General features: G+C 65.6%; 17 protein-coding genes. 8 read left to right on the plus strand and 9 right to left on the minus strand.

Annotated features, from left to right (window positions below; translation table 11 throughout):
- Nucleotides 1-50: 50 nt before the first annotated feature.
- Both AB4099_RS03630 and AB4099_RS03635 read right to left on the minus strand, forming a co-directional pair.
- Nucleotides 51-965, minus strand: coding sequence for a DnaJ C-terminal domain-containing protein (locus tag AB4099_RS03630; RefSeq protein ID WP_441477055.1), 915 nt, complete (start codon nt 963-965; stop codon nt 51-53).
- A gap of 147 nt (nt 966-1112) precedes the next feature.
- Complete coding sequence (locus tag AB4099_RS03635; RefSeq protein ID WP_113517800.1) at nt 1113-1577, minus strand: RT0821/Lpp0805 family surface protein; 465 nt, start codon at nt 1575-1577, stop codon at nt 1113-1115.
- Between the two features lie 127 nt (nt 1578-1704).
- Between AB4099_RS03635 and pdxH the strand changes: the two genes are divergently transcribed.
- The 5 genes from pdxH (at nt 1705) to AB4099_RS03660 (ending at nt 4476) form a co-directional block, all read left to right on the plus strand.
- Nucleotides 1705-2319, plus strand: coding sequence for a pyridoxamine 5'-phosphate oxidase (gene pdxH, locus AB4099_RS03640; protein WP_113517801.1), 615 nt, complete (start codon nt 1705-1707; stop codon nt 2317-2319).
- Nucleotides 2320-2331: 12 nt separating this feature from the next.
- On the plus strand, nt 2332-3108 hold the full coding sequence (locus AB4099_RS03645) for an SDR family NAD(P)-dependent oxidoreductase (protein WP_052514014.1): 777 nt from the start codon (nt 2332-2334) through the stop codon (nt 3106-3108).
- On the plus strand, nt 3105-3584 hold the full coding sequence (locus tag AB4099_RS03650) for an NUDIX hydrolase (RefSeq protein ID WP_441477056.1): 480 nt from the start codon (nt 3105-3107) through the stop codon (nt 3582-3584). The genes AB4099_RS03645 and AB4099_RS03650 overlap by 4 nt, the downstream gene beginning before the upstream one ends.
- On the plus strand, nt 3581-4021 hold the full coding sequence (locus AB4099_RS03655) for a TIGR02301 family protein (RefSeq protein WP_441477057.1): 441 nt from the start codon (nt 3581-3583) through the stop codon (nt 4019-4021). The genes AB4099_RS03650 and AB4099_RS03655 overlap by 4 nt, the downstream gene beginning before the upstream one ends.
- A gap of 185 nt (nt 4022-4206) precedes the next feature.
- Nucleotides 4207-4476 (plus strand): hypothetical protein, encoded by a 270-nt coding sequence (locus AB4099_RS03660; RefSeq protein ID WP_441477058.1) that lies wholly within the window; start codon nt 4207-4209, stop codon nt 4474-4476.
- A 107-nt stretch (nt 4477-4583) separates the two neighbouring features.
- Here the strand turns inward: AB4099_RS03660 and AB4099_RS03665 are convergent, their stop codons facing one another.
- The 6 genes from AB4099_RS03665 to AB4099_RS03690 all read right to left on the minus strand — a co-directional run bounded on the left by AB4099_RS03665 (nt 4584) and on the right by AB4099_RS03690 (nt 9639).
- Entirely contained in the window at nt 4584-5852 is a 1269-nt protein-coding gene (locus tag AB4099_RS03665; RefSeq protein WP_441477059.1) for an RNA polymerase sigma factor, read from the minus strand.
- 69 nt (nt 5853-5921) lie between these two features.
- Nucleotides 5922-6347, minus strand: a complete 426-nt coding sequence (locus tag AB4099_RS03670; RefSeq protein WP_113518535.1) for a YciI family protein — start codon at nt 6345-6347, stop codon at nt 5922-5924.
- Nucleotides 6348-6440: 93 nt separating this feature from the next.
- Nucleotides 6441-6848 carry a YciI family protein gene (locus AB4099_RS03675; RefSeq protein WP_113518536.1) on the minus strand — a complete coding sequence of 136 codons (408 nt, stop codon included), beginning with the start codon at nt 6846-6848 and terminating at the stop codon, nt 6441-6443.
- A gap of 97 nt (nt 6849-6945) precedes the next feature.
- Nucleotides 6946-7374 (minus strand): YciI family protein, encoded by a 429-nt coding sequence (locus tag AB4099_RS03680; protein WP_441477060.1) that lies wholly within the window; start codon nt 7372-7374, stop codon nt 6946-6948.
- Between the two features lie 119 nt (nt 7375-7493).
- Complete coding sequence (locus AB4099_RS03685) at nt 7494-8156, minus strand: dihydrofolate reductase family protein (RefSeq protein WP_441477061.1); 663 nt, start codon at nt 8154-8156, stop codon at nt 7494-7496.
- A gap of 145 nt (nt 8157-8301) precedes the next feature.
- Nucleotides 8302-9639, minus strand: a complete 1338-nt coding sequence (locus AB4099_RS03690; protein ID WP_441477062.1) for a dihydroorotase — start codon at nt 9637-9639, stop codon at nt 8302-8304.
- 97 nt (nt 9640-9736) lie between these two features.
- On the opposite strand from AB4099_RS03690, the gene ygfZ reads away from it, so the two are divergent.
- From ygfZ to AB4099_RS03705, 3 genes are read left to right on the plus strand one after another with little or no spacing between them, the layout of a single operon-like run.
- On the plus strand, nt 9737-10621 hold the full coding sequence (gene ygfZ, locus AB4099_RS03695; RefSeq protein ID WP_441477063.1) for a CAF17-like 4Fe-4S cluster assembly/insertion protein YgfZ: 885 nt from the start codon (nt 9737-9739) through the stop codon (nt 10619-10621).
- On the plus strand, nt 10618-11241 hold the full coding sequence (locus AB4099_RS03700) for a DNA-3-methyladenine glycosylase I (RefSeq protein WP_441477064.1): 624 nt from the start codon (nt 10618-10620) through the stop codon (nt 11239-11241). The genes ygfZ and AB4099_RS03700 overlap by 4 nt, the downstream gene beginning before the upstream one ends.
- 2 nt (nt 11242-11243) lie before the next feature.
- Nucleotides 11244-11840 carry a YfbR-like 5'-deoxynucleotidase gene (locus tag AB4099_RS03705; protein ID WP_113518542.1) on the plus strand — a complete coding sequence of 199 codons (597 nt, stop codon included), beginning with the start codon at nt 11244-11246 and terminating at the stop codon, nt 11838-11840.
- Between the two features lie 111 nt (nt 11841-11951).
- On the opposite strand, the gene AB4099_RS03710 is transcribed toward AB4099_RS03705, so the two are convergent.
- Nucleotides 11952-12470 carry a GNAT family N-acetyltransferase gene (locus AB4099_RS03710; protein ID WP_441477065.1) on the minus strand — a complete coding sequence of 173 codons (519 nt, stop codon included), beginning with the start codon at nt 12468-12470 and terminating at the stop codon, nt 11952-11954.
- Nucleotides 12471-12507: the final 37 nt, after the last annotated feature.

Below are 12507 nucleotides of genomic sequence, written 5' to 3' on the forward strand. Positions count from 1 at the left end.
GAAGGTCTCTTAGCCGAGCCAGCGCGTCAACGAAAGGCTCAGTTGCGCGCTTACTCGCTCCGCGCCTTCATCAGCGCCGTCAGTTCGGGATCCTTCTCCGGCATCTCGATGTCGATTGCGACGAAGAGATTGCCGTGATGGCCCTTCTCGCCTTTCAGCCCTTTGCCGCGCAGGCGAAACTGCTTCGTCGTACCGGTCAGCGGCGGAATCTTCATCTCCACGGCACCCGTGAGGGTCGGCACATGCAACGGACCGCCAAGTACCGCCGTCGCCAGCGGAACCGCCACACGGGTATGCAGATCATGGCCCTCGATCGTGAAGCGCGGATCGGGCTTGACCTTGATGGTCATCAGCAGATCGCCAGCCTCACCCGAGAAGGGATCGGTCTGGCCAAGGCCGCGCAGCCGCATGACCTTGCCGTCCGCAACACCTTCGGGAATCGTGACCTCGACCTCTCGCCCATGCGGCAGCTTCACCCGGCGGGTGGCGCCCGTGGCGGCCTCGGCAAGCGAGACGCTCAGCGAAAAGCTCTGCTCCGGCGGTTTCTGGGGCTCATGTCGAGCCCGGCCGGCGCCACGACGGGCGGCATCACCGAAAAGCGAACCGAATATATCGGCGGGGTCGAAGCCCTGCTCGGCACCGCCACGCCCGGAGGGCGCGCCGCCCTGGCCGAAATTGAACTCGAACCCGCCGGCACGCCCGCCGCGGCCGGCCCCCATGCCCTCGAAGCCCTGGAATTTCGGCTTGCCGTCGGCGTCAATCTCGCCGCGGTCGAACTGCTTGCGCTTGGTTTCGTCACCCAAGATCTCATAGGCGCTGTTGAGCTCCGAGAAGCGGTCCTGCGCCTTGGGATCATCCTGATTGCGGTCGGGATGCAGGTCCTTGGCACGACGGCGATAGGCTTTCTTGATTTCAGCTTCGCTGGCGCCACGGGCGACGCCCAGGACCTGATACGGATCGCGCATGCATGAACCCCAATCTTTGACGAGACGCCGTTTCCCGCGCCCGAGACGGCACGCCGGAACAGCTCCGCCCGCTATGTGGGGAGACTGTGGCGGGAATGCAACGTTTTCCGTCCCGGCTCGGCAGCGGGCCGGGTCGGGCCGCCTCTGCTAGCTCAACCCCTTCCAGGGTTGCGTTTCCTTGACCGCCCATTCTCCGCCGGAGGGACGGCAGGCCGTGCCCTGAAGCCGGACGGGGCTGGTCTGCGTCTGGACATGGGCGATGAAGGCGCGACAGATTTCGTCCGAGCGCAGGAACGGCCCGCCAACCGGCGTGAACGATCCCTTCATGCCGCTCTGCGGATTATCCCAGTTAACCGCTGCACCATTACCCTGCGGGTCAAGGGCCAGCGCCATCGCGCCATCGGCGCGGCGCAGATCCTCTGGGCCGAGTTCGGCGGAGAGGGAACCGAGGACGCTCGGTTTCGTCGTGCCCCGCGCCGGCAGGGTCGAGGTGGTTGTCATTGCCACCTCGTCTTCGGACTTGCTCGACAGGCCCAGGATCGGAAACGAGACCGAGCAGCCGGCGCTGGCGACGGCGAGCAGCAGCACGCTGGCAACAGCAGCCGGACGCATAGGCGCAGCGCGCCGATCGAGGCTTTGGTTCGCCGCCCGGGCTGGCCTATATAAACTCGCAGTCCAACACCAAATCACAGATTGCGCTCGCCCGACGCTTAACCAGAACTTGCCGAGGATTAGACACGTGGAACGGTTAACGCCGGGTGACTTCACCGAAGTCGATGAACCCTTCGCCCTGTTCGCGAGCTGGCTGGAGGAGGCCGCGCGCTCCGAGCCGAACGACCCGAACGGCATGGCGCTCTCGACGGTCGACGCCGAGGGCCTGCCCAATGTCCGCATGGTCCTGCTGAAGGGGCACGACCGCGACGGCTTCGTCTTCTACACCAACACCCAAAGCCAGAAGGGTGAGGAACTGCTCGGCCAGGGCAAGGCGGCCGCCTTGTTCCACTGGAAGAGCCTGCGCCGGCAGGTCCGTATTCGTGGCCCCGTGTCGGTCGTCAGCGATGCCGAGGCCGATGCGTATTTCCAGTCGCGCCCGCGCGACAGCCGCATCGGAGCCTGGGCCTCCCAGCAGTCGCGTCCGCTGGAAAGCCGCTTCGCGCTGGAGAAGGCCGTGGCGAGCTATGCCGCGAAATTCGGTCTCGGCACGATTCCACGCCCGCCGCACTGGACTGGATTCCGCATCGACCCGGTCTATATCGAGTTCTGGCGCGACGGCGCCTTCCGTCTGCACGACCGTGTGGTCTTCCGCCGAGCCTCGGCGGCCGAGCCGTGGACGCGAACCCGCCTTTACCCCTGAGGATCTGACCGCATGGCCATGCCGAAATTCGACTTCCCCAAGACCGAGGCAGGCAAGCGCCCGGTCATGCTGCTGACCGGGGCGAGCCGCGGGATCGGCCACGCGACCGTGATGCAGTTCGCCATGGCGGGCTGGCGCATCCTGTCCTGCTCGCGCCAGGCCTTCTCCGATAAATGCCCCTGGCCCTCAGGCGCCGATGATCATGTCCAGATTGATCTCGGCGACCCCGAGGACACGATGCGCGGCATCGCCGAGATCAAGAAGCGGCTGGCGGCCGAGGGCGGCAAGCTCAATGCGCTGGTCAACAATGCCGGCATTTCCCCGAAGGGGCCCAAGGGCATGCGCCTCGGCGCCGCGACGACCTCCTTCAATGACTGGCACCAGGTCTTCCAGGTCAACTTCTTCGCGCCGATCATGCTGGCGCGCGGCCTGCTCGACGAGCTAACCGCCGCCAGGGGTACGATCGTCAACGTCACCTCGATCGCCGGCTCCCGCGTCCACCCCTTTGCCGGTGCGGCCTACGCCACCTCGAAGGCGGCGCTCGCCAGCCTGACGCGGGAGATGGCCGCCGATTTCGGCCCGCTCGGCATCCGGGTGAACTCGATTTCTCCTGGCGAGATCGACACGGCCATCCTCTCGCCCGGCACCGAGAAGATCGTCGCGACGCTGCCTCTCGGCCGGCTCGGCAAGACGGAGGAAGTCGCGAAGGCGATCCATTTCCTTTGCACCGACGCCTCGTCCTATGTCACAGGCGCCGAGTTGCACATCAACGGCGGGCAGCACGTGTGAAGAGCCAAGGCGGCCAGGTCATCCGTTTTCCGACGCAGGCCAAGGCGGCGCGCCCGACTCTCGCCGCTTCCGTTGCGGTTTTCCGCGACGGCAAGGTGCTGCTCGCAACCCGCACCAAACCGCCGGCCGACCGGCTCTGGTCGCTCCCCGGCGGCAAGGTCGAAGCAGGCGAGACGCTTGAAGCGGCCGCACTGCGCGAGCTCGAAGAGGAGGTCGGGGTCAAAGCCGCCATTCTCGGCTTCAACCGGCATGTCGAGATTTTCGGGCGTGATGCCGCGGGCTCGGTGACGCATCATTTCGTCATCGCCTCATTCGTCGGCGAGTGGATATCCGGCGAGCCGCAGCCCGGCCCCGAAGCAGGCGCCGTGATGTGGGCCGATCCGCTGAAGCTTGGAGGCTTGGCGACGACACGCGAACTCGGTGACGTGTTGCGGCACGCCCATGCCATCCTGCAGAACGGCGGACATCGGCCGTGACCTGCGCTCGCTTCGCGGTCCTTCTCGCCTGGACATTGGCGATTGCGCCGATCGGTCACGCCGTTGCACAGGGCCAACGGCAGCAATCGGCGCCGCAACCGCCTGCCCAGGCCACTCCCGCCCCGGAAGCGCCGCCCCCGCCCTACGAGCCGCAACTGCTTGAACTGGCCGAGATCATGGGCTCGCTCGCCTATTTGCGGACCTTGTGCGGCGGCAAGGAAGCCGATGTCTGGCGCGAGCGCATGACCGCGCTGATCGAGGCCGAAGGCCGCACGCCCCAGCGGCGGGAACGGCTGATGAGTGCCTATAACGGCGGTTTCCGGGCCTATTCCGCGACACATCGGAGCTGTTCCGCCGGCAGCCAGGAGGCCGCGCGGCGCCTTGCCGCCGAGGGCGACCGCCTGGCGCGGTCGCTCGCCGGCCGCTATGGCGGATAGGTCACATCGGGACGAAACTGTGTCTTTCTCAAAACTCTCGCGGTCAAATTAACCTTTCTTAAACACCGTGGTAGCGCCCGCCTTCCCTGATGCGTATGAATCTGAGGCAGTCGATCGCCCCGGTGCAGGCCCGATTCTCGGGTACGCGCCGGTCCTTTGTGACCAGCCGCAGAGTCCGTGCCTTCATGTCCATCCGTCCTGACGATCTGCATCTCGATCCCATGCTCACCGACGAGCCGGGAGATGCACGCCGCGTCGCCTATGGCTATGTCGAGGACGCCTTCAACGAGGCGCAGCAGGACGGGCTCGACAGCGATGCGCTGGCTCACGCAGCCCTCTTCGCGGCCTTTCGCACGCTGGTCGAGACCTATGGCGAAGAAGCCACAGCTGTTTTCGCGGACACCCTGGCGGAAAAGGTGCGTTGCGGCGCCTTTACCATGGGCACCCGGCACTAGATCGCCGTGCGTCCGACCGGACGCGATGTGACGACCCAACTCTTTGCGCAGCATCGGATTTCTCCGACAAGTGGATTCCACCGTCCGGTCCGATGCTTTGGCCCTACCTAGGCGCCGCTAGCGGCCCGGCGCGCGTTCTCCGCACGAGCGAGCAACAATGTTCGCTCCTGCACATTCCTCGTCATCGCTGCCGCGCGCTCGAACTCGGCCTGCGCCTCGCCATGCCGATCGAGCTTCCCCAGCAGATCCGCGCGTACGCTTGGCAGCAGATGGTAGTTTTTCAGCGAAGGTTCTAAGATCAGCCTTTCGACCGCAGCGAGCCCGGCTGCCGGCCCCTCGGCCATGCTGATTGCCACCGCCCGGTTGAGTTCGACGATCGGCGAGGGGTTGATCGCAGCCAGCGCGCCGTAGAGCACAGCAATGCGGACCCAATCCGTCTCTTCCGTGGTGCGCGCCCGCGCATGGCACGCGGCAAGCTCCGCCTGGAGCAGATAGGGACCGATCGCGCCGCCGGTCGCCCGGGCCCGCTCGATCGCCGCAAGACCCCGGCCGATCAGAAGATGGTCCCAGCGGGCGCGGTTCTGATCGAGCAGCAGGATCGGCTCGCCGCTCGGGCCGACCCTGGCCCTGAGCCGCGACGCCTGGATCTCCATCAACGCCACGAGTCCATGGACCTCGGGCTCCAGCGGCGCGAGTTCTGCCAGGATGCGCCCGAGCCTGAGGGCCTCCTCGCAAAGCGCCGGCCGGATCCAGTCTTCGCCGGCTGTTGCCGCATACCCCTCGTTGAAGATCAGGTAGACGACCTCGAGCACCGATTCGAGCCTCTCGGCCAACTCCGCGCCATGGGGCACCTCGAAGGGCATCTTGGCGTCGGCAAGCGCCTTCTTCGCCCGCACGATCCGCTGGGCCATGGTGGGCTCAGGCACCAGGAAAGCCCGCGCAATCTCCTCCGTGGTGAGCCCGCCGAGCAGCCGCAGCGTCAGTGCAAGCCGCGCCTCCGTCGAGAGCACCGGATGGCAGGCCGTGAAGACGAGCCTCAGCAGATCGTCGCCGACATCGTCATCGAGCGCTGCGTCAAGATCGGGCATCGTCTCGGTTTCGAGCTCATGGCCAAGCTCCTGATGCTTGCGGGCGAGAAGCTTGTCGCGGCGAAGGCCGTCGACGGCGCGGTGCTTGCCGGCCTGCATCAGCCAGGCGCCCGGGTTGCGCGGCACGCCCTCCTCCGGCCACTGCTTCAGGGCGGCGACCAGCGCGTCCTGCGCCAATTCCTCGGCGCGCCCGACATCACGCGTGATGCGCGTCAGCCCGGCGATCAGCTTGGGAGCTTCGATTCGCCAGACAGTTTCAATGGTGCGGAGTGCATCGCTCGCCGACATGACGCGCGATACACACCATCAGTGGCATTTGTTGGCAAGCGGCTCAGGCGCCGCCCACAGGAGAGCGCATCAGCCCCTGTCTCCGATCTCACTCTTGAGACGCTGCCACGTGGCCTCGGTCTCGGGCGTCACCACCTCGCCGAAATCGGCCAGATCGCCGATGGGGCGGATCTCGATCTCGGACGGGCCCGGCATCGGATTGGGGCAACGCTTGACCCATGCGATCGCCTCGTCGAGCGACTTGCATTCCCAGAGCCAATAGCCGGCGACGAGCTCCTTGGTCTCGGCGAAGGGCCCATCGACGACAGACCGTTTGGCGCCGTCGAACTGCACGCGCGCGCCCCTTGAGCTCGGCTGGAGGCCATCGCCTCCCTTCATGATGCCGGCTTTCACCAGCTCCTCGTTATAGGCCATCATCGCTTCCATCAGCTCCCGGGTCGGCATCGCGCCGGCTTCGCTGTCAGCGGTCGCCTTGACCATGACCATATAGCGCATGACAGGTTCCCTTCAGTTCGTTGTGGAGGCGGATGGCCGGCGTCCCGTCCGCGGGTGCAATGCCGGCGGACATCCTGCCGGTCTGCCGTGATTTCAGGCGCCGCCGACGCCCATGTCGCGAAAGCGCTGTATGGCCTCGCCCTGCTCGAAATCATCGAGCTCGAACATCTGGCGGATCTCGATTTCGCTATCGCTCATCAAGGGATTGGGGAAACGACTCGCCCATTCCAGTGCCTCTTCCCTCGATGCAACGTTGATGATGGTGTAGCCGGCGATCAGTTCCTTGGCCTCGGCGAAGGGGCCGTCGACGACCGACTTCCGTCCGCCCCTCCATGCGATGCGCCAGCCCTTGTCGCTCGGCTGGAGACCGCCGGCATCAACCAGCACGTCGGCCTTGACGAGCTGCTCGTGATAGTCGGCCATCTGGGAGAAGACCTCCGCGTCCGGCATGACGCCGGCCTCGGAAGCGGACGTAGCCTTGACGATGATCATGTAACGCATGGATTTGCTCCTGGTGTCCGTGGCCCGGAGCCGGTCGGGGCCTCATGCCCCGCCGCTCCTATGGACACGTCGATCGACGCGTCGCGAAATCGACAGGTCAGCCGGATTTTTTCGCGGCCTCGGCGCGGATGCGCTCTTCCTGCTTGCGCAGCTCCGGCGTGAAGGCCTCTCCGAAATCCTCGGCCTCGAAGATCCGGCGGATCTCGATCTCGGAGTCGCCCTGCATCGGGTTCGGGCAGCGCTTGACCCATTCGACCGCCTCTTCCATCGACTTGCACTGCCAGATCCAGAAACCGGCGATCAGTTCCTTGGTCTCCGCAAAAGGTCCGTCGACGACGTCACGCTTGGGGCCTGAAAAACGGACGCGTGCGCCCTTGGAGCTGGGATGCAGTCCGTCACCGGCGAGCATGATGCCGGCCTTTACCAGTTCCTCGTTATAGGCGCCCATGGCGGTCAGCAGTTCCTCGCTCGGCATGATGCCGGCCTCGGAATCCTGGGTTGCCTTGATGATGACCATGAAACGCATCGATCTTCTCCTGGTGGGGTAGGTGGATTCTGATTTTGGTCCGGAGAGGGGAGAATTCCCACTCTCTGTCTTCACGTCGAACGGCGTGTTCCGAAATCGACAACGCGCCGAAACTTTTTTCAGACAGCGCTGAGATTTTTCTCGCGGCGGGCGATCTCGTCCTCGCTCGGCGTCTCAGGTGCGAAGGAACCGGTCGTGACCGCTCCGGCCCGACGATAGGTCGCCATGATGACGCCGGTGCTCGAAACCCTGCTGTCGACCAGTGTGAAAGCTCTGGGCATGGTGCCCTCGCCGAACAGCCGCTTGCCTGCGCCGAGCACCACCGGGAAGATCATCAGGTTGAACTCGTCGATCAGGTCTTTCGCCAGCAGCAGCTGGATCAGCTCGCTGCTGCCCTGGAGCAGGAGCTTGGGACCGTCTTGGCGCTTCAGCGCCGCGACCTCGGCGGCGATCTCGCCACACAGCGCGACCGAATTCTGCCAGTTCAGCGTCTTGGGCGTAGAGGTCGCGACATATTTGGTGCAGGCGTTGAACTTCGTGGCAACCGGATCGTCGCCGGCATGCGGCCAGTGCGCCGCGAAAATGTCATAGGTCCTGCGGCCGAGCAGCAGGTCGAATTCCTCGGCGAAGGCCTTCTCCATGACCTCGCCCATCGGCTCGTCCCAGTAGTGGAAGGTCCAACCGCCATGGCTGAAGCCCCCTGCGGTATCCTCCTCCGGGCCGCCTGGCGCCTGCATCACGCCGTCGAGGGACAGGAATGTGGCGGCAACGACGTTTCTCATTTCCGGATCTCCCGTTGGGCGGGAGCCGTACCCCCGCGCGATTGTCAGGAACTCCGCGGAAGCCGCAATGACCTGCGGCCTCCCCTGCTCCCTGCCAATACGTCGAACGGGGCAGCGCACGATCGACAGGATCGCGCGAAATAAATCAGCCGCGCGGCAGCGCCTCCAGGAAGCGCGCCGGTTCGCCCTGTGACGGCGTCACCACCTCGCGCTCCCACATCACCTTCCGGCCGCGCACATAGGTGCCGACCGGCCAGCCGGTCACGGTGACGCCGTCATAGGGCGTCCAGCCGCAGCGCGAGGCGATCCAGTCATTGGTGATGGTCTCGCGGCGCTTCAGGTCGACAATGGTCAGGTCGGCATCATAGCCCGCCGCGATCCGTCCCTTGCCCTCGAGCCCGAAGATCCGCTGCGGGCCATGGCTGGTCAGATCGACGAAGCGTTCCAGCGAAAGCCGCCCAGCATTGACGTGGTCGAGCATGATCGGGACCAGCGTCTGCACACCCGGCATGCCGGAATGGCTCGCAGGATAGGCATGATGCTTCTCCTCATGCGTATGCGGCGCATGGTCGGAGCCGAGCACGTCGACGATGCCCTGCTCCAGCCCCCACCAGATCGTCCGGCGATGGCTGTCGTCGCGGATCGGCGGATTCATCTGGGCATAGGTGCCAAGCCGCTCATAGCAGTCCGGCGCGACCAGCGTCAGATGGTTCGGCAAGACCTCGACGGTCGCGACGTCCTTGTGATCCCTGAGGAAGACCATCTCCTCGCCGGTCGAGATATGCAGGATGTGAACGCGCGCGCCGGTCTCGCGTGCAATCCGCACCAGTCGCTTGGTGCAGGTCAGCGCGACTTCGGGCGAGCGCCAGATCGGATGGCTCGACGGATCACCGTCGACGCGCAGGCCCATGCGCTCGCGCAGCATCATCTCGTCTTCGGAATGGAAGGCCGCGCGCCGGCGCGTGCGCTTCAGGATCTCAGCGACGCCCTTGTCGTCCTCGACCAGCAGCGAGCCGGTGGAGGAGCCCATGAAGACCTTGATGCCGGCCGCGCCCGGCAGGCGCTCCAGCTCCGGCACATCGGCAATGTTCTCATGCGTGCCACCGACCCAGAAGGCGAAGTCGCAATGCATCCGGTGCCGGCCGCGCCTGACCTTGTCGGCCAGCGAAGCCTCGTCGGTGGTCTGCGGGATCGTGTTCGGCATCTCGAAGACGGTCGTGACGCCGCCGAGCACCGCAGCGCGCGACCCGGTCTCGAGATCCTCCTTGTGGTCGAGCCCCGGCTCGCGGAAATGCACCTGGCTGTCGATGACGCCGGGCAGGATATGCAGGCCCCGGCAATCGACGGTCTCGCCTGCGGAAGCTTGCGACAGATCGCCGAGCGCCACGATCTTGCCGCCAGAAATTCCGAGATCGCGCTGGACGCGACCGTCGTGATTCACGACGGTGCCGCCCTTCAGAATGACATCATAGCTCTGCGGCATCGGAGGCGTCCTGCTGGTTGAGGATGAGGCTGAAGCGGCCTACCTATCGAACGGACCCGCGTCCAGCCCTTGGCAGCGATCAGAAACGAGCTTCACCATGCCTGCAACCCGATTGGTCGATCGCGGCGTCATTCGCGTCAGCGGCGAGGACGCACGCGACTTCCTGCAGAACATCGTCACCAACGAGATGGACGCGGTGACGCCGGACCGTGCCGGTTATGGCGCGCTCCTGACACCGCAAGGCAAGATCATCAGCGATTTCTTCGTGGTCGCGGTGCCGGAGGAAGAACGCGGAGGCTTTCTCCTCGACGTGCCGCTCCTGCAGGTTCCCGATCTGATGAAACGGCTGAAGCTCTACAAGTTGCGCGCCAAGGTCGCGCTCGACGATCTCACCGAGGTGGCCACCGTGGTCGCATCGAGCGGCGGCTTCTCGCTCCCCGACGATGCCGGCCTCGTCTACGCCGACCCCCGCCTGCCAGCGCTCGGCGAGCGCGCGATCACTGACCGCAACGACGTCGACACGCTCGTGAGCGCCGAACCCGATGCCTACCACGCCAGGCGCATCGCGCTCGGCATTCCCGATGGCGGCCGGGATTTCGTCTATGGCGACACCTTTCCGCACGAGGCGCTGCTCGACCAGCTCGGTGGCGTCTCCTTCAAGAAGGGCTGCTATATCGGCCAGGAGGTCGTCTCGCGCATGCAGCATCGCGGCACGGCACGGACCCGCATCGTGCCGGTGGTGTTCACCGAGGGATTGGTTCCCGAGATGGGCGTCGAGGCGACCGCCGGCAGCAAGACGCTCGGCCGGATCGGCTCCTGCGCCAAGGGGCGCGGCCTCGCCATGCTGCGGCTCGACCGTGTCGCTGACGCCATGGCTGCGGGTGAAAGACTCGAAGGCGGCGGCGTGGCCTTTACCCTGGCGAAGCCGGACTTTATCCGCTTCCCCTTCCCCGGCGAGCCCGGCTTTGGAGCAGCAGCATGAGCGGACGCGCAGCAGTCGAAGGCCCGGACGGCAAGTTCCGCTGCATCTGGCCGGGGACCGATCCGCTCTATCTCGCTTATCACGACACCGAATGGGGCGTGCCGGAATATGATTCGCGCGCCTTGTTCGAGAAGCTGATCCTCGACGGCTTTCAGGCCGGCCTCGCCTGGATCACCATTCTGCGCAAGCGCGACAGCTTTCGCTCGGCCTTCGCCGGTTTCGAGCCGGAGGCGATTGCCCGCTTCACCGAGACCGATGTCCAGCGGCTGCTCGGCGATGCCGGCATCATCCGCCATCGCGGCAAGATCGAGGGCACGATCAAGAGCGCTCGCGCCTATCTCGAAATCAGCGAACGGCGCGATTTCTCGGAATTCCTCTGGCGCCATCTCGACGGCCGCGTCCTCCAGAACGCCTTTCGTACCCATGAGGAGGTGCCGACCGAGACGGCGGTCTCCAAGGCGATCTCCAAGGAGCTTAAGGCCGCCGGCTTCACCTTCTGCGGCCCGACCATCGTCTACGCCTTCATGCAGGCCTGCGGACTGGTCAACGACCATCTGACCGGCTGCTTCCGCTACGAGGAATGCGCCGTGCTCGCCCGCGAAACCCGCGTTCCGGCCTGAGCATGGCCAAGGCGCCGCTTCCGCCGCGCGCCTGGCAGCGCATGCTGTCAGGCCGGAGGCTCGATCTGCTCGACCCCTCCCCGCTCGATATCGAAATCGAGGATATCGCGCATGGCCTTGCCCGCGTCGCCCGCTGGAACGGCCAGACGCGCGGCGAGCATTCCTTCTCGGTGGCGCAGCACTGCCTGCTGGTCGAGGCGATCGCGAGCCATCTCAATCCGGGCTGGTCAAAGCCCTGGCGACTGATGGCGCTGCTTCACGACGCTCCGGAATATGTCATCGGCGACATGATCTCGCCGTTCAAGGTGGTGATGGGCGACGCCTACAAGAGCGTCGAGCTCCGGCTGCTTGCCGCGATCCATCTGCGCTTCGGCCTGCCGGCGACGACGCCCGCCATCCTGGCGCGGAAAACCAAGGACGCCGACAAGATCTCGGCCTTCCTCGAGGCGACCGAACTCGCCGATTTCGATCGGGAGGAAGCTTTGATCTTCTTCGGCCGGCCGAAGCCGCTACCGCGCGAGGTCACGGACTGGCTGAAGCCACTATCGACCGAAGTCGCGCAAGCGCGCTTCCTGGAGCGCTTTCAGGCACTCGCTTAGATCATCGGCCCGGATATTGTGTCCAGCTCGATAGTCGAAGCTTCTCCGTCTGCATCGGCTTTTCCGAAATCCGCAATCCACGTTTCGGGCCGATGCTCTAGTGCCCCCGACTCAATCCGCCCCGACGACCGGGCGCATCATGAAACGCGCATCGCTGCCATAGCTCGCAAGCTTGGCCTCGAGCCGCGGGTCGGCGACGACCGAGAAACCCTGCTTGCCCCAGAAGCCGACGGAGGCATTGACCGCGACGAGCGATAGGCTCGGCAGCCGGAGTCTGCGGGCGAGCCTGAGCGCATCCGCGACCGCCTGGACAGCAGCGCCGGTGCCCCGTGCCTGCGGCAGCAGCGCGAGATCATGGATGTAGAAGGTGGCGGGAGCGGGCGGCAACGCGCCAAGCGGCGCGTTCAGGGGTGGGGGCTCAAGCTCGCGCCAGGGATGGCTCAGCAGATAGGCTGCGATCCCACTCCCCATGGCCAGGACCCGGCAGCCATCCCCAAACAGCTTCAGCCGCTCGGCGAAAATGGTAGCCTCCTCCGGAAACTCTGGATGAACTTCGGCTGCCACCGCGACGACGGCGTCGAGATCGGAAACGGTCATGGGCCGCCAGTGAAGTCCTGCTACCTTGGTCATCGCTGATACGTCCTGCCTTTCCGCGCTCCGATATTGC

Origin of the sequence: Allobosea sp. 2KB_26, from assembly GCF_052115715.1 — a bacterium.
Taxonomy (GTDB): Bacteria; Pseudomonadota; Alphaproteobacteria; order Rhizobiales; family Beijerinckiaceae; genus Allobosea.